The sequence below is a fragment of the Aliarcobacter butzleri genome (assembly GCF_900187115.1).
In the GTDB taxonomy this organism is placed as follows: domain Bacteria; phylum Campylobacterota; class Campylobacteria; order Campylobacterales; family Arcobacteraceae; genus Aliarcobacter; species Aliarcobacter butzleri.
In genome coordinates this window covers 63,022-80,770 of the sequence record NZ_LT906455.1, presented here as the reverse complement: position 1 = coordinate 80,770, position 17,749 = coordinate 63,022, and the positions used below count along the sequence as shown (strand labels likewise).

Genomic DNA, 17,749 nt, shown 5'->3' with positions numbered 1-17,749 from the left:
CTATAATAATTTAACATAAAAAAAGGGTGATAAAATCACCCTTTAACTTTTTAGCAAGATGGTACATTTCCAGAATCGCTTGCATATTCAATCAAAAAGTCAATAATCTCTTTTTGAGCATTTGGTTTTAAATCTCCAGCTTTTACATTTGGACAAAGTTTAATAACTTCTTGTTCAAATTTTCCAGACTCAGCTATACTTTTCCACTCATCTTGAGTATGTTTAACTGCAAATTTTGCACCATCCATACCACAAGGTTCTTTTAATAGCTTAATATAAAACTTTTGTCCTTTTGCTGCATCTGCCATCAAAGATGTCGAAAGTCCTAAAGCTATACTACTAGCAACTAATAATTTTAATAATTTCATATTACACTCCTAATTTTAGATTAGCTATAATTATATCTAACAGAGTTGAAAATCTCTTAAAAATTTCAAAAAAATTTATAAATTTGGACAAAAATGAAGTACTTTATACTAAAAGAAATTGTTAATTATTTATCAATAAATACCCAAAATATCAAGTCTATTAGAAGAATAGATAACAATTTAATCATAATAGAATTTAATAATAAAAATATTCTATATGTTGATATTTCTAAATCAAACTCGATAATTTTTAAACATAATAAGATATTATCTTCAAAAAAAGATTTTAATGCACCCTTTGATGTGATACTTCAAAAAAGATTCAATAACTCAAAAATAGAGAGTATTGAACTATACAATGATGATAAAATTGTAAACATAAAAGTCTCATCTTCATCTTCATATAAAAAGCAAATTACAATTTTACAATTAGAATTTACAGGTAAATATACAAATATTATAGTTTTAGATGAAAATAGAGTAGTTTTAGAAGCTTTAAGACATATTGATGAGTTTTCTTCAAGTAGAATTGTAAAAGTAGGGCATAAGTTAGATGAGGTTCCAAAACAGAACTTTATTCCTAAAATTGAAAAAATAGAAGACATAGAGAGTTATTTATATCAAGTTTATGAGCAAAAAGAGAAAGAAAATTTAGAAAATCTAAAAAAACAAAAAATTTCTCAAATAGATAAAAAGGCAAAAAAACTAAAATCAACAATAGAAGATTTACCCAAAAAAGAGGATTTGGAAAAAGAATCAAATGAACTTTACGAAAAAGCAAATCTTATCTTGTCAAACCTACACAATATAAAACCTTATCAAAAATCTTTAAAAGTTTATAATTATCAAGGTATTGAAGTAGAACTAGATTTAGAAGCAAAACAAAGTGCATCTAAATATTCAAATGATTTATTTAAAAAAGCAAAAAGAACAAAACAAAAAGCTTCAAATATCTCTTTGGAAAAAGATAATCTAACACAAAAATTAGAATATTTATTAAGACTAATAAGTAGTATAAAAAATGCAACTTCTCTTGAAGAGTGTGAATTTTTATTACCTAAAAAAGAGCGAAATCAAACAAAAACAAAAAAATCACAAACTTGTGAGATTTTCTTTTTTGAAGGTTATAAAATACTTTTAGGTACAAGCCAAAGAGAAAATATTTATCTACTTGAAAACTCAAAAGCCAGTGATTTCTGGTTTCATCTAAAAGATAGACCTTCTTGCCATGTAATAGTACAAAATACAAAAAAAGAGATACCTCAATCAGTTATAATTCAAGCTGCAACTTTATGCGCAAAATTTTCAGTTGATTTTAGTGGAACTTATGAAGTGGACTATACACAAAGAAGAAATGTAAAAATCCAATCAGGAGCAAATGTACTATATAATCCATATACTACTATTGTTATTAAATTTTAAAAAGAGACTAAAGTCTAGTCTCTTTTTTAGTTATTTTTTTTCAGCTTCAACATCAACTTTAATTTTAACTTCTTCACCTACTGCAACGCCACCTAACTCAATAGTTTTGTTCCATTTTAAACCAAAGTCTGTTCTATTGATTTTTCCTTCAAGAACAAAACCAATTTTATTTCCCATAGAGGCTATGTCTTCAACTTCTAAAGTAACAGTTTTTGTAACACCTCTAATAGTTAAATTTCCTGTCATTTTTCCATCATTACCATCAGGTTTATATGATGTCATTTCAAAAGTCATTTTTGGGAATTTCTCACTAGCAAAAAAATCATCACTTCTTAAATGATCATCTCTTTTTTCAATTCCTGTATCTACTGTTTTTGTATCTACAGTTGCACTAAACTTTTTAAAAGTTTTAGTTGCTTCATCATAATCAATATTTGCATCATATGTTTTAAAATTACCATTTACATTTGTAATCATCATATGCTTTACAGTAAATCCAACATTTGTGTGTGCATTATCTACTTTATATTCAGTCGCCATTAGCAAACTTCCTGTTAAAAGTAATGCGCTTGTAATTTTTGAAACTATACTCATTGGGACTCCTTTTCTTTTTATAAATCAATTTATTCTATTTATATAAAGTTAATGTTTAGTTAATCCAAATTCTTTATTTCTTTTCAAAACAATGTAAAAAATTGCTGGAATTATAAAAAGTGTCAAAAATGTAGAACTTATCATTCCTCCTATCATAGGAGCAGCAATTCTTTGCATAACTTCACTTCCAACTCCATGTATATACATAATAGGAACTAATCCTCCTAAAATTGTAAATAAAGTCATAAGTTTTGGACGAAGTCTTAAAACTGCTCCTTTATAAATAGTTTCTATGATATTTTTATCACTATATTCTTCATTTTTTTCTTTGAATTCTTTAATAGCAACATCGAGATATAAAAGCATTACAATTGAAGTTTCAGCGGCAACACCTAAAAGTGCTAAAAATCCAACAATTACAGCTATTGAAATATTAAAACCTAAATACTCTATATAAAATATTCCACCAGTTATTGCAAAAGGTAGAGTAAAAAATATTATTAGAGAATAAGTAATATTTTTCAATGCAAGATATATTAAAATAAATATAATCATAAAAGTAATTGGTATGATATAAACTAATTTATTCATAGCAAGTTCAAGAAATTCACTTTGTCCTGACCATTCAAAATAGTAACCATTTGGTAGTTTTATCTCTTCTAATAATTTATTTGCTTCATCTTTATACTCTTTTGTAGAAAATCCATTTTTTGGAGTAATATAAACAAAAGCCACATTTAAAGCCTTTTCAGATTGAATAACTGAAGGTGCTTCTTCGTAACTCAAAGTTGCAAATAAATTTAGAGGTTTCCAACCTAATTTTGTTTTAATTTGAAGATTTTGTAAAACTGCCAAATCTTCTCTTTGTGTTGTTTCAAATCTCAAACTTATTGGATATCTTTCTAACTTATCTAAATAAGTAGATATTTTAGCTCCACCAACTCCTAAAGATATCGTTTCTAAAATATCATTTTTTGAAATACCATATCGTGATATTTTTTCATCATCTATTTTTATATTTAGATAATATCCAGAATTTATTTTATCTGCACTAACACTCAATGTTCCTTCATATTTTTTTAACTTTTGTTCTATTTTTGTAGAAATATCTTGAAGAATTTTTGCATCATTTCCATAAAGTTTAATTCCTAAAGGAGTTCTAATCCCTGTCATTAACATATCTATTCTTCCTCGAATTGGATAAGTCCAAGAATTAATCAAACCATTTACTTGAAGTTTTTTATCCATCTCTTCCATTAACTTTTTATATGTCATTCCTTCTCGCCATTCATTTTCTGGTTTAAAAGTGATAATTGTTTCTATCATGGATAATGGAGCTGGATCTGTTGCACTTAATGCTCGTCCAACTTTAGCAAAAGAAGTTTCAACTTCTGGAAAAGATTTTATAACCATATTTGTTTTTTGTGCTAACTCTTTTGCTAAATCTATTCCAATTCCATAAGGAGTTACAGGCATATACATAAAAGTTTGTTCATTCATCATAGGCATAAATTCCCATTTTTGTTTTTGATAAATGGTTACTGCTAGAACTAAAGTTACAAAAAATATGGCTATAACAAAATACTTAAATCTTAAAGCAAAATGTAAAAGTGGAGAATAGATATTTATAAAAAATCTATTTAAGATATTGTTATCTTCTTTTAAAATCTTTCCTCGAATTAAAAATATCATCAAAATAGGAACTATTGTAATTGATAAAATTGCTCCAAACATCATTGCAAAAGATTTTGTAAAAGCTAAAGGAGAAAAAAGTTTTCCTTCTTGTCCTGTTAAAGCAAAAATTGGTAAAAACGAAACTACAACTAAAAGTAGGGCAAAGAAAATAGGGCGACCAACTTGTTTTGCTGATTTTATAATTATAGAAGTTCTTTCTTCATTTGTAAGATTATCTTTTCCTTGAAGATGTTTGTGTGCATTTTCAACCATAACAATAGTTGCATCTACCATTGCTCCAATAGCAATTGCAATTCCACCTAAACTCATAATATTTGAACCAATTCCAAATAACTTCATAAGGAAAAAACTAATAAGAACTGTAATTGGTAAAGTTATGATAATGATTAAAGCACTTCTAAAATGAAATAAAAATAGTCCTGCAACTATCATAACAATAATTGATTCTTCAATCAAAGTTCTTTTTAGAGTATCTATTGCTTTATCAATTAATGAAGTTCTATCATAAACTTCAACAATTTCAACATCTGGAACATTTAAAGTTTTAAGTTTCTCTTTTACAGCTTTTATAACTTTATATGGATTTTCTCCAAACCTTACAACAACAATTCCACCAACAGTTTCACCTTCACCATTTAAATCAACCATTCCTCTTCGATTTTCACTTGTTATATTAACTGTTGCTATATCTTTTATTTTCAATGGTATATTATTTTCAGTTTGTATTGTTATGTTTTCAATATCAACAACTGATTTTAGATAACCTCGAGCAGTAATTATGTATTCATAACCATTTTCTAAAACAATTCTTCCACCTTTGTCATCATTGTTTGCTTCAATAATTTTTTTAATATCTTCTATATTTAAATCATATTGAACTAATTTGTCTTGGTTTAATGTAATTTCATAATTTTTTATAAAACCACCAATTGTTGCTATTTCACTAACTCCATCAACTCCTAAAAGCCCAAATTTATAAAAATAATCTTGTAAAGTTCGTAACTCTTCTAAACTTCTTGTTTTTGATTTTAATGCGTATTCATAAGCCCAACCAACACCAGTTGCATCAACTCCAAGTTGAACACTCGAACCACTAGGAAAAGTTCCTTGTAAAGTAGAAAGTTGTTCTAAAATTCGACTTCTTGCATCATATAAATTTGTTCCATCTTTAAATATGATATAAATCATTGCATTTGAAAAAGAACTCATTGCTCTAACTGTTTCGATATTTGGCAAACTCATCAAATTTGAAATAAGAGGATAAGAGATTTGTTCTTCTATTGTTTTTGGACTTTGTCCATCCCACTCAACTTGAATGATAACTTGCGCAGGAGATAAATCAGGTAATGCATCTAAACTTGTATTTTTAACAGCCCAAATAGAAGAAAGTGTCAAAATGAAAACAACAAAAAGAATAATAAACTTATTTTTTACACTATATGAGATTATATTTTCTATCATAATATTTTACCAATCTTCATTATCTGATTCATACAAAGAGTTTGTCAAAGCATCTGAATCAAGTAAAAATAAAGCATTATCTATAACCTCATCATTTTCATTTAATCCACTAATTATTTCATATTTATTTGAGTTTATTCTTTTTGCTTCAATCTTTACAGGTTTAAATTCATTATTTGATACATATTTAAATACATAAAAACTATCAGATTTTTTCAATACGGCTGTTTTAGGTAAAGTCAAAAGCTGTTTTTGTTCATCTATAATATCAACTTTTCCAAACATACTAGGCAGTAAATTTAACTCTTTATTATCTAAAATAAATCTAACATCAACTGTTTTACTTTTATCATCAAAGATAGGATAAATGAAATCAACTTTTGTATTAAAACTTGTATTTAATCCATCAATATAAATTGTAGCTTGTTTATCTTTTTTATAAAAGCTAAATCTTCTTGATAAACAGAAGCAATAAACCAAATTTTATCTAAAGATGTTATTTGAAGTAGGGTAATTCCTTTTGAAACTGAACTTTTATTGTTTATATTTTTCTGTAACAATATTCCATTTGTAGGTGAAGTTACAACTAACCCATTGTTATTTAATTTACCACTTTTTATCTTTTCTTGGCTTTCTTTTGAGATATCTAAATTATCTAATTTTAAAAGTGTACTTTGATAAATGTTTTGATTTAACTCTTTTGATATTTGAAGTTCATTTTGAATAGATAAAATCTCAGAAGAGTAAATAGAATATAAAGGCTCACCTTTTTTTATAGTCATATAATTTTTATTCGCATTTAAATTTGTAATATAACCATCAAATCTACTTACAATATCAAAAGTTGAACTTTCATCTATTTTTGTAATCCCATAAAAACTTTTACTCAAAAGTATCTCTTCTTTTTTTACTTTTGTAATTTTTTTATTAAATAACTGTTTTGCATCTAAAATTTCGGCATTTACAAAACTTCCCAGAAGTAGAATAAGTATTAATACATTTTTTATCATTTTATACCTTTGTTAGAGTAATAGAGTAGTTTAGAGTAGTTTTCATAATATTTTTGAACTTCATCTAAGGCTTTTAATTCATAAGTTATTAACTCATTTAGATTTTTTATACTATCTTGTGGATTTGATTTTTCAAAACTATTATAATTTTCTATGTTTTTTTGAATCTTTTGTTTTAGAGGAATTATCTCTTTTTGGATTACTTCATAGTTTCTTACATTTTGATTTAGATTATTTACATAAATTTGCGTTTCTAAAGATAAATTGTGTAATAAACTATCCAATTTATCATTTGTTTCATTTGCATTTAACTTTGCTTTTATTCTATTTACATTTTCAGTTTTATAAATAGGAAGAGGAATAGCAACTGTTACATTTGCATAATCTTGCTCTTTATTTTGCATATATTCTAAACTTACCGTCACACTAGAAAATTTTTTAGCATCTTCTAAAGATGCCATTTGACTATATTTTGTGCTATTTTCTTCTAAAGTTTTTACTTGAGGATGAGAACTAAGATTTGAAGTCGCTTTTTCTTTATCAACTCTTTTTATATCTAGATTTTGAGTTATAGAATCAACTTTTTTATATGTGATTTGTTCTAAATTCAAGTACAAGTTATCAATACTATTTTTTAGATTTTCTTGTTCTAACTTTAAATCTAAAGATGAAATTTGACTATCTATTACTTCATTTAAAGTTGCCTTTTCATATTTTTGTAATAAAGTATTTAGATTTTCTAATTTCTTTAAATTTTTTTGGTAAGTATTGAGTAATTCGTATCTTTTTTCAAAAATCAGAATATTGTAAGAGTATTCATATATTTTTGATTCTAACTCAAGTTTCTTATCTTCTAAACTATATATTTGAATATTTCTATCATTCTTTGCAATATTTTCTTCAATATCAAGTTTTTTTCCAATAGGAATAGCTTGAGAAAGTTCTACTCCATACTCTTTTTGATTTGATAAAGGTTTATCAAACATAATTTCATTTGTTTTAAAAGCAATCATTGGGTTTTCCCAATTTTTTGCAATTGCTATTTGATGATTTGCAATTTCAATAGATTTTTCTAAGCTTTTAATGTCATAATTTTTTTCAAAACTATCATTTACTAATTCATCAATAGAAACAGCTCCCAATAAAGAGATAACTAAAGATGAACTAAATAAAATCTTTAACATTAGAAATTCACACTACTTTTAACTGTATGAATAACACCATCATCTGTTTTAAATTTTAGTTGATATTGCCAAGTTCCATTCATACAAAAATTAATAGTCATTTTATATTTATCACCAGCTAAACTTCCTTCACCTTCATGCTCCATATATGGCATTCCTGGCATTTCTGGCATAAAGAATTTAACTTTAACTTTAGCAGTTGTTACAGCTTTTCCATCTTTTGTAATATTTGCAAAAAGCTCGTTTGAACCAGCACTTAAATCTCTTGTACTTGTAATTTCAACATCATATCCATCAACTTGATTTTTTTGATTTAAGCTTTGTGCATTTAAAAAGCCAACTGTAAGAAATAGTGCTAAAAACACTTTGAATAGATTTTTCATATTTATCCTTTATTTTTTGATATATGAAAATCTATCTAAAGTTTTGTGTAGTTTATGTGGAGTTTAAAAATATATAATAAAAGTTGTTCCTTGATTTTCAATAGACTCAACTTCGATTTTTATCTTGTAAGTTTGGCATATCATATTTACGATATTTAGACCCAATCCAAAACCACCACTTTGATTTGTTGCTCTATAATATCGTTTGAATATATCTTTTATTTTATTTTTATCTATTCCTATTCCACTATCTTTTATGCTTAGTTTTTTATCTTTTAAGATGACTTCTATATCACCATTTATTTTGTTGTATTTTATTGCATTTGAAAAAAGGTTGTTAAAAAGTCTTATAAAATCATCTTTATTCATCTTATATAAAGTATCTTCTAGTTCTATTTTTATTTTTAATTTCTTTCTTGAAAATATTGGTTCAAAACTATCTATTTGTTCTTTTATTATTTTAGATAATTCCAATTCTTCAGCTACTTTAACTTCAATATTTTCCAAAAATATATATGTTAAATCTTTATATATTTCAGATAATCTATTTGCACTATATCGTATTCTTTCAATTTGTTTTGATGATAAGTTTTCATTTTCGCTTGACATCATTATTGCACTTATTGGCGTATTTAATTCGTGAGTTGTATCTTTTATAAAGTTATTTAATTTATTTCTTTCATCTTTTATTGGTTTCAAAAATAGTTTTGCTAAATAAATTCCTATTAATGAAATGATAAAATAAAATACTAAAAAGAATATAACTATTGATATTTTAAGTCTTTCTAACTTATCAAATAAGCTAGTATCTTTCAAAGCAATATATTCAATACCTAAATGCCCTACAGTTGAATTATCTACTAAAATAATCGATTCATTATCAAAGATAAACTTTTCATTTAAATCTATGTTTTCTTCTAAATTCCCAAATAATTTACTTTTATTTTTATCATAAAAAGAGATTTTATATTCATGCGAATTTAGGTATTTTTCTTTATCAAATTTTTCATTCATCATATGTGATACTATAACTTCATTTGAAGCTTTTGATACGATACTTTGCATGTTTGATTTAACTAAATCAATATATAAAATCTTTTCATTTTGATAATAAAAAAATGCAGCTATAAACATCAAAATAAATGATGAACCTAAATACAAAAATAAAAACCTAAAAAAGGTTATCTTTTCACTCTTTGTTAAATCTATAACCAACTCCTCTTATATTTATTATCTTTTTTTCACCTAAAATCTTTCGTAAATTCTTTATATATGTTCTAATAGTGGAATCATTTGGATTATCTTCATAAGCCCAAAGATTTAAACTTAACTCTTCTATGCTTACAGTTTTTGAAGAATTTATCAAATACTGCAAAACTTCACACTCTTTTTTTGCTAAATGAATTTTTTGATTGTTTTTTATTATTAATAAATTTTGAATATCTAAAAAAGCATCTTTTGATATATTTATTAACTCTTTAGGGGTTATATTGAAAAGTCTTTTTATATTATTTATTCGTAAGTCTAACTCTTTTAATTCAAAAGGTTTTTTTAAATAGTCATCACAACCACTATCAAACCCTTTTTGCATATCTTCGACCATATTCAAAGAAGTTATAAAAATAGTTGGTGTTTTAATATTTTGAGTTCGCAACTCTTTTAGTAATTCAAAACCGCTTACAAAAGGAACATTTACGTCTAAAATTAATAAATCAAAAGTTTGCGAATATAAATAGTCTTGGGCTTCATTACCACTAAAAGCAGTAATAACTTCATGTTCTTGTGAAATCAAATATTCTTCGATTATCTCATTTAAAATCAAATCATCTTCGAGTAATAAAATCTTCATACAAATTCCTCAATTTGAAATTGTACTATAAAAAATTTTGCTTGGTATTAAAAAATTGCGCGAGGGAGTTTATTTAAAGTATGTAGTGCAAAAGCACTACAAAAACTTCTTAGAATTGTCTTCTTGGTCTTTCTTCTCTTGGTTTAGCTTCGTTAACTCTTAACGTTCTTCCTTCACAATCATTACCATTTAAAGCTTCGATAGCATCTTTACCAGCTTTTGCATCTGCCATTTCAACGAAAGCAAAACCTTTTGATCTTCCTGTCTCTTTATCCATGATAACTTTTGCACTTTTTACTTCACCAAATTTAGCGAAAACAGTTTCTAACTCTTTATCATTCATTCTGTATGATAAATTTCCTACGTAAATGTTCATTTCTATTGTCCTTTTTAAAAGTTTGAACATTATGCCTGATTATTTACAAATAATCAAGTATTTTGAAAATTTCTTTTTAAAGCCTCATTTATTCTTTTGAAAATTTCATCATATCCAAGTATAAAAATGATGTCATAAACTGATGGAGCTTGTGTTCCTCCAGTTAATGCAATTCTTATAGGTTGGAACAATTGTGGGAATTTTAAACCATTGTCATTTATAAAAGGTTTTGTAAATTCTTCTATTTTTTCAACACTATCTAAAGAATTTTTATTTGATTCTAATAATAATAAATATTTTTCTAAAAGTTCTTTTGTATCTTCTTTTATAAACTTTTTAACTCCAGATTCTTCATAAGAAGTTGGAATATCAATAATATCTGTTATTGATTTTTTTAATTCAACTAAAGTTTGAGCTCTTTGTTTTGCTAAATCTAAAATCTCATTTTTCTTAGGGTAATTTGATAAATCTAAATCAAAAAATTTCAATTCTTCAATTAATCTTTCATTTGATACAGCTTTTATATATTCACTATTTAGCCATAAAAGTTTTTCTCCATTATAAGAAGATGCTGATTTATTTATATTTGATGGATCAAATAGTTCTAACATCTCTTTCATAGAAAAAATTTCTTGATCACCATTTGACCAACCAAGTCTTACTAAAAAGTTTAATAAAGCTTCAGGTAAATATCCAAGTCTTTTATAATCCATAACATCCATAGCACCATCTCTTTTTGATAGTTTTTTACCTTCTGGATTATTTATCATTGGTACATGATAGAATTTTGGAACTTTAAAACCTAAAGCATTATAAACAACTATTTGTTTTGGAGTATTAGATAAGTGGTCATCACCTCTAATTACATCTGTCATCCCCATTAAAGCATCATCAATAGCAACAACAAAGTTGTATGTAGGCATTCCATTTGATCTTGCAATTACATAATCATCAACTTGATTAGCATCGAATTTCATATGTCCTTTTACACCATCATCAAACTCGATAGTTCCAGTTGTTGGAGCTTTTATTCTAATTACAGGTTCAACTCCAGCTGGAACTGGAGGTAACTCTTTTCCAGGTTCTGGTCTCCAAGTTCCATCATATCTTGGTGTTTGTTTTGCTGCTTCTTGAGCTGCTCTTAAAGCATCAAGTTCTTCTTTACTCATATAACATTTATAAGCATTTCCACTTTCTAATAACTTATCAATATATTGTTTATAAATATCTGTTCTTTTTGATTGATAAAATACTTCTCCATCATAATTAAGTCCAACCCAATCAAAAGCATCTATAATAGCTTTCATAGCTTCTTCACTATTTCTAGCTAAATCCGTATCTTCGATTCTTAATCTAAATTCTCCACCTGTTTTTCTAGCCCATAAATAACTATATAATGAAGTTCTTAATCCACCAATATGTAAGTATCCTGTAGGACTTGGCGCAAATCTTGTAATAGCCATTAATTATTTCTCCTCTTTTTTATTTTGTATATAAAAACCTATGCCTGTAACAACTACAACTATTACAATAAATACTAATAATGAAATTTCAAGAATTCCCATTTGCTTCCTTTTCTTTTAATTGTCCACAAGCTGCAGATATATCAAGACCTTTTGATTCTCTAATTGTACAAATTACACCTTTTTGGTTTAAAAAATCTTTGAATTTTAGCATATCTTTTTCTTGTGGGCGCTGATATGAAGTTCCTGGATATGGATTAAAATAAATTAAATTTACTTTTGCTTGAATTCCATTTAATAAACTAACAAGCTTTTTTGCAGCTTCAATCGAGTCATTTTTATCTTTTATAACCAAGTATTCAAACATAACTTTTTTTCTTGTATCAACAGGAAAAGCCTTAACTGCTTGAATAATTGAAGCAATATTATAAGCTTTATTCATAGGAATTAATTCGCTTCTAAGTTCATCATCAACCGCATGAAGTGAAATAGCAAGTTGAATTTGTAAATCTTTTTCACCTAATTTTTTTATTTTTGTTGCAATTCCTGAAGTTGAAACAGTTTGTCTTCTTCTACTTATTGCCAAACCATCAAGTTCTGAAAAAATTTCAACAGCTTTAGTAAAGTTATCAAAGTTATCAAGAGGTTCACCCATTCCCATATAAACGATATTTAAAGCTTTGTTTTCAGCTATATCATTATCTCTTTTTATATTTACAATTTGTGCAATATATTCTCCAACTGTAAGATTTCTTACAAATCCACCTTTTGCAGTTAAACAAAAACTACAGCCAACTTTACAGCCAACTTGCGAAGAGATACAAACAGTGTATTTTTCACTTCTTACTATTTGTCCATCTTCATCTATTTTTTTATCTTTCATTAAAAGAAGTACAGCTTCAACAGTATGATTATCTCTTAATTTAAAAAGATATTTTATACTTCCATCACGGCTTTGTTCTTTTTTTACAATTTGCATAATATCAATTGGATAGTTTTCTTTTAAATCTTCTACCAACTCTTTTGGTAAATTTTTCATTTCATCATAAGAACTTGCATATTTTTTATAAAGCCAATTATAAACTTGCTTTGCTCTAAATGATGGTTTTAAAATCTCTTTTAATTCATCTAATGTGTAATCATATATAGATGGTAAAGCTTCTTTTGCCATTTTATTCTTTCTATTTTATAATATTTTTTTCTATTAAATAATTTGTTAATTTTTCCATCGCTTCTTTATGATTTTTTATAAAATCTTTATGTGCATTTTCATTTGTATAATTTGTTACTATAAAAATTCCAGCAACTGGAATTTCAAACTCTTTTGCTACACTTAAAACTGAAAAAAATTCCATATTTTCAATTCCAACACCATAATCCAAAAACTCTTTACAAAGTTTTTCATTTGTTGAAATATAGTTTGATGAATTTACTATTGTATCATTTCTTGCAAATTTGTTTTCAGATTCAAGTACATTATCAAGTGGAGTATAAGCACTCCCAGTTAAAAATCCAAGCTCAATGTTTGAAGCTCTTTTTGATTCAATAATATCAAAAATCTTGTGTTCACCATAGCTTCCAGCACTTCCAATAAAAAGTAGATATTCTGGTTTATCAAACAAACATAATCTTGTAAGATTTATTGCAGACTCTATTAATCCTACGCCAATAGTTTGTGCAAAAGGAAAAGTTTCATTTCTCCCTGCACATATTATCATCTACACTCCAATAAAAATCTTGGATTTATAGTAATATTTTGTTCACTACTAACTGGAACAACATCACTCATTTCAAAAGATGATGACAATGCCATTTTACTACTTCTTGCATATACAATATTTGAACCATTATCATCTATGTTTATATTTTTTACTTCACATCTTTTTGATAATTTTGAAGATAAACTATTTGAGTAATCTTCTATCCAATTTATAGCCTCAAGTCTTAATTCGTCAGAATTTTTATTTTGTAAACTTTGACTTACTTCCCATGAAATATTTGAAATATCAAGTTTTATATCTGCTGATTTTATTTGATCTTTTAAAGCAAGTAAATCATTTATAAATTTATTTATATTTTTTGCATCTTTTGATTGTGCTGTATATCTTAAATCTCCAACATAACCTTTAAACTCTGTTTTATTATCTTTATATTCATATTTTGGGCTTAAAGTATAATTTCCATTTTTTATAGTTACACTTTTAGTATCTTTTATAAAATTATTAAATTTTTCTATTTCACTATTTACTTTATTTTCTTCTTTTTTCTCAACACTAATTGTTATATTTGTACTTAATAAATCTGGATTAACAATTTTTGAAAAACTTTTATTAAAATCCAATTCATAAGAAAATCCTAAAATTGGTAATAACATCATATTAAAAATTAATTTCTTCATTTTAAATCCTTACGGGTATATTATTTGCTCTTAAATATTTTTTTAAATCCATAATATCAATCTCTTTAAAGTGGAAAATTGATGCAGCTAATGCTGCACTTGCACCATTTTCAAAAGCCTCTTTTATATGTTCCATAGATCCTGCTCCACCACTTGCAATAACTGGAATATCTACTAAATTTGAAACTTGTCTAGTTATATTTAATTCAAAACCTGTTTTAGCTCCATCGGTATCCATAGAAGTTAAAAGGATTTCACCTGCCCCTCTATCATATACTTCTTTTGCCCAAGATAACGCATCAAGTCCAGTATCTTCTCTTCCACCTTTCACAAAAACGTGGTAAGAACCATCAGCGACTCTTTTTACATCAATTGCAACAACTATACATTGGCTACCAAATCTTTTTGAACTCTCATTTATTAAGTTTGGATTTGTAACAGCTGAAGAGTTAATTGAAACTTTGTCACAACCAACATTTAGTAAAGAGTATATATCTTCAAGTTTTCTTATTCCCCCTCCAACAGTTAAAGGAATAAATACTTCTTGAGCAACTTTTTTTACAATATCAACTATAGTTCCTCTATTTTCATGGCTTGCAGTAATATCTAAAAAAGTTATCTCATCTGCACCTTCTGAGTTATATCTTTTGGCAACTTCAACAGGGTCTCCTGCATCTCTAAGTCCAACAAAATTAACACCTTTAACAACTCTTCCATTATCTACATCCAAACATGGAATAATTCTTTTTGCAAAACTACTCAAAATAAAAATCCTTTGGTAACAACTGAAAATTATCTTATCTAATTGTAAGTTAAAAACAGATATACTCGTCGCAATTATGGAAAAAGTTAAAGCAAAAAAACAATACGGACAAAACTTTTTAAAAGATTCGACTATTTTGGATAAAATCATCCAATCGATGCCCAACAATAATAATCATATAGTTGAAATTGGGCCTGGATTAGGTGATTTGACCAAAAATTTAGTCAAGTACAAAGATTTAACTGCTTATGAAGTTGATACTGATTTAATCGGTATCTTAAAGTCTAAATTTGCAATAGAAATTGAAAAAGGTAATCTAAAACTGATCCACACTGATGTTTTAGAGGCTTGGGATAAGCTAAAAAACCTACATGATGGTAAATATGACTTAATAGCAAATTTACCATATTATATTGCAACAAATATTATATTAAGAGCGTTTGAAGACGAGCTATGTGAACATATTATTGTTATGGTTCAAAAAGAGGTAGCAGAAAAATTTACTGCAAAAACAAATGATAAAGAGTATTCATCTTTAGGTATAATAACTGAATTAATTTCTATTAATTCAAAAATACTTTTCGATGTTCCTGCTGAAGCATTTGACCCACCTCCAAAAGTTACTTCTTCAATTCTTTATATAAAAAAAGATATGTCAAAAAGTCTTGATAAAGATTTTAACAAATTTTTAAAGGCCTGTTTTATTCAGCCAAGGAAGAAATTGTCTAAAAATCTTACAACAATTTTTGATAAAAATATCATTTTTGAAATTTATAAAGAGCTAAATATTAATGATAATGTTAGACCTCATGAAGTAAGTTCGTCTTTGTATAGCCAAATGTATACAAAGGTAAAAAATGGAAGAAATAAATAAAGAAGAATTCACAGTTGTTATAAAAAATGAAAATAGTTCAAATGTAGAAGAGGAAACTACAAAAAAACCTCCTTTTAAAAAAAGAAAACCAAAACCAAAAGTTCCAAGAGATAATTCTACTAATTCAAATAATAATCAAAAAAGCGGTGAAGGTTGGGTAACTGATCTTAAAAAAGCATATTTAATAAATGAAAAAATTCATAAAGATAGATTAAATCCTCACTATAAATTAAATCTAAATACAAGTGCCAAATTAAAAATCACTCCTCTTGGTGGATTAAATGAAATTGGTGGAAATATGATGGTTGTTGAAACTGAAAATGAGGCAATCATTGTAGATGTTGGTATGAGTTTTCCAGATGGTGAAATGCATGGAGTTGATATTTTAATTCCTGATTTTACTTACATTAGAGAAATAAAAGACAAAATTGTTGCAGTTATTATTACTCATGGTCATGAAGATCATATTGGTGCAATGCCATATTTATTTAAAGAGATGCAATTTCCTATTTATGGAACATCACTACCTCTTGAAATGATTGGTTCAAAATTTGATGAACATAAAATGAGAGAACACAGAGGATACTTTAGAGCAATTTCAAAAAGAACTCCAATAAAAATAGGAAATGATTTTGAAGTAGAGTGGATGCATATAACTCACTCAATTATTGATTCATCAGCAGTTGCTATTAAAACAGAAGCTGGAACAATGATTCATACAGGAGATTTTAAAATTGATCATACTCCAATAGATGGATTTCCTACAGATTTACATAGACTTGCTCATTATGGAGAAGAGGGTGTTTTAGTTTTAACTTCTGATTCAACAAACTCTCATTCACCTGGTTTTACAAGAACAGAAAAAACTGTTGGACCAACTTTTGATAAAATATTTTCTAGTGCAAAAGGTAGAGTTGTAATGTCAACTTTCTCTTCAAATATTCACAGAGTTGCACAAGCTATTGAAAAAGCACTAATTTATGGAAGAAAAATTTGTGTGATTGGAAGATCAATGGAGAAAAACCTAGAAATTGCTATGAATTTAGGTTATATAAAATTTCCAAAAGACCAATTTATAGAAGCTCACGAAGTAAATAAATATAATGATAAAGAAGTTTTAATCGTGACAACTGGTAGTCAAGGTGAATCAATGAGTGCTTTATATAGAATGGCAATTCATGAACATAGACATATTAAAATTAAACCCGAAGATCAAATTATACTTTCATCTAAAGCAATTCCAGGAAATGAAGCAAGTGTTTCTGAAATTATAAATCACTTATTAAAAGCTGGTGCAAAAGTTGCTTATCAAGATTTCCCAGATATTCACGTTTCAGGACATGCAGGACAAGAAGAACAAAAACTTATGCTAAGACTTATTAAACCAAAATTCTTTTTACCAGTTCATGGTGAATATAATCATGCTTTAAAACATGGTCAAACTGGAGTTGATTGTGGTGTATTAGAAAGAAATGTTTATATTATGAGTGATGGTGAACAAATCGAAGTTACTCCAAAATATCTTAAAAAAGTAAAAACAGTTAAATCTGGAAAAGTTTATATAGATAATCAATTAAATCATAGAATTTCTGATGATGTAGTTTTAGATAGACAAACTATGGCTAAAGAAGGTATAGTTATGATTGTAGCTCAAATTAATGAAAATGATAGAACATTAGCTCAAAAACCAAAAGTTTCATCATTTGGATTAGTTTCTGATAAACAAGATAAATATTTTGTAAAAGAGATTGAAGATATTTTAGGTGTTTTCTTAGAAAATGTTAAACCTGGTATTCTAAAAAATAATAGAATTTTAGAAGATGAATTAAGAAAAGTTGTAAGAAAACATTGTACTAGAAAATATAAAAAATATCCGATGATTGTTCCTACTATATTTGTACAATAATAA

The 17,749-nt window shown here is 26.5% G+C and carries 16 protein-coding genes and 1 pseudogene; 3 read left to right on the top strand and 14 right to left on the bottom strand.

Annotated elements, in window-relative coordinates; genetic code table 11:
- Nucleotides 1-50: 50 nt before the first annotated feature.
- Nucleotides 51-368 (bottom strand): hypothetical protein, encoded by a 318-nt coding sequence (locus tag CKV87_RS00340; protein ID WP_012011977.1) that lies wholly within the window; start codon nt 366-368, stop codon nt 51-53.
- A gap of 93 nt (nt 369-461) precedes the next feature.
- On the opposite strand from CKV87_RS00340, the gene CKV87_RS00335 reads away from it, so the two are divergent.
- Nucleotides 462-1,790 carry an NFACT RNA binding domain-containing protein gene (locus tag CKV87_RS00335; RefSeq protein ID WP_012011976.1) on the top strand — a complete coding sequence of 443 codons (1,329 nt, stop codon included), beginning with the start codon at nt 462-464 and terminating at the stop codon, nt 1,788-1,790.
- A 30-nt stretch (nt 1,791-1,820) separates the two neighbouring features.
- Here the strand turns inward: CKV87_RS00335 and CKV87_RS00330 are convergent, their stop codons facing one another.
- From CKV87_RS00330 to hisF, 13 genes and pseudogenes are all read right to left on the bottom strand, one after another.
- The gene (locus CKV87_RS00330; protein ID WP_004510109.1) at nt 1,821-2,384 is read right to left on the bottom strand and encodes a YceI family protein; all 564 of its coding nucleotides are present in this window, start codon (nt 2,382-2,384) and stop codon (nt 1,821-1,823) included.
- A 48-nt stretch (nt 2,385-2,432) separates the two neighbouring features.
- Complete coding sequence (locus CKV87_RS00325; RefSeq protein ID WP_012011975.1) at nt 2,433-5,540, bottom strand: efflux RND transporter permease subunit; 3,108 nt, start codon at nt 5,538-5,540, stop codon at nt 2,433-2,435.
- 6 nt (nt 5,541-5,546) lie between these two features.
- A pseudogene (locus CKV87_RS00320) lies at nt 5,547-6,550 on the bottom strand (efflux RND transporter periplasmic adaptor subunit).
- A complete protein-coding gene (locus tag CKV87_RS00315; RefSeq protein WP_012011973.1) occupies nt 6,547-7,734 on the bottom strand; it encodes a TolC family protein in 1,188 nt (395 codons plus the stop codon). Before CKV87_RS00315 ends, CKV87_RS00320 begins: the two are co-directional and overlap by 4 nt.
- On the bottom strand, nt 7,734-8,117 hold the full coding sequence (locus CKV87_RS00310; RefSeq protein ID WP_012011972.1) for a FixH family protein: 384 nt from the start codon (nt 8,115-8,117) through the stop codon (nt 7,734-7,736). Before CKV87_RS00310 ends, CKV87_RS00315 begins: the two co-directional genes overlap by 1 nt.
- Nucleotides 8,118-8,180: 63 nt before the next feature.
- Nucleotides 8,181-9,278, bottom strand: coding sequence for a sensor histidine kinase (locus CKV87_RS00305; RefSeq protein WP_169712277.1), 1,098 nt, complete (start codon nt 9,276-9,278; stop codon nt 8,181-8,183).
- Between the two features lie 28 nt (nt 9,279-9,306).
- Nucleotides 9,307-9,966, bottom strand: coding sequence for a response regulator transcription factor (locus CKV87_RS00300; protein ID WP_012011970.1), 660 nt, complete (start codon nt 9,964-9,966; stop codon nt 9,307-9,309).
- Between the two features lie 109 nt (nt 9,967-10,075).
- Nucleotides 10,076-10,342 (bottom strand): RNA recognition motif domain-containing protein, encoded by a 267-nt coding sequence (locus CKV87_RS00295; protein ID WP_034226812.1) that lies wholly within the window; start codon nt 10,340-10,342, stop codon nt 10,076-10,078.
- Between the two features lie 53 nt (nt 10,343-10,395).
- A complete protein-coding gene (gltX, locus tag CKV87_RS00290) occupies nt 10,396-11,805 on the bottom strand; it encodes a glutamate--tRNA ligase (RefSeq protein WP_012011968.1) in 1,410 nt (469 codons plus the stop codon).
- Between the two features lie 88 nt (nt 11,806-11,893).
- Complete coding sequence (rlmN, locus tag CKV87_RS00285; protein WP_012011967.1) at nt 11,894-12,976, bottom strand: 23S rRNA (adenine(2503)-C(2))-methyltransferase RlmN; 1,083 nt, start codon at nt 12,974-12,976, stop codon at nt 11,894-11,896.
- Nucleotides 12,977-12,986: 10 nt separating this feature from the next.
- A complete protein-coding gene (locus CKV87_RS00280) occupies nt 12,987-13,523 on the bottom strand; it encodes a phosphorylase family protein (protein WP_012011966.1) in 537 nt (178 codons plus the stop codon).
- On the bottom strand, nt 13,520-14,203 hold the full coding sequence (locus CKV87_RS00275; protein WP_012011965.1) for an SIMPL domain-containing protein: 684 nt from the start codon (nt 14,201-14,203) through the stop codon (nt 13,520-13,522). The genes CKV87_RS00280 and CKV87_RS00275 overlap by 4 nt, the downstream gene beginning before the upstream one ends.
- Nucleotide 14,204: 1 nt before the next feature.
- Complete coding sequence (gene hisF, locus CKV87_RS00270; RefSeq protein ID WP_004510095.1) at nt 14,205-14,966, bottom strand: imidazole glycerol phosphate synthase subunit HisF; 762 nt, start codon at nt 14,964-14,966, stop codon at nt 14,205-14,207.
- 76 nt (nt 14,967-15,042) lie between these two features.
- Here hisF and rsmA point away from each other — a divergent pair, with 76 nt between their 5' ends.
- Nucleotides 15,043-15,840: a 16S rRNA (adenine(1518)-N(6)/adenine(1519)-N(6))-dimethyltransferase RsmA gene (rsmA, locus tag CKV87_RS00265; protein WP_004510094.1), complete on the top strand. Its 798-nt coding sequence runs from the start codon at nt 15,043-15,045 to the stop codon at nt 15,838-15,840.
- On the top strand, nt 15,824-17,746 hold the full coding sequence (locus CKV87_RS00260; protein ID WP_012011964.1) for a ribonuclease J: 1,923 nt from the start codon (nt 15,824-15,826) through the stop codon (nt 17,744-17,746). The genes rsmA and CKV87_RS00260 overlap by 17 nt, the downstream gene beginning before the upstream one ends.
- Nucleotides 17,747-17,749 lie beyond the last annotated feature (3 nt).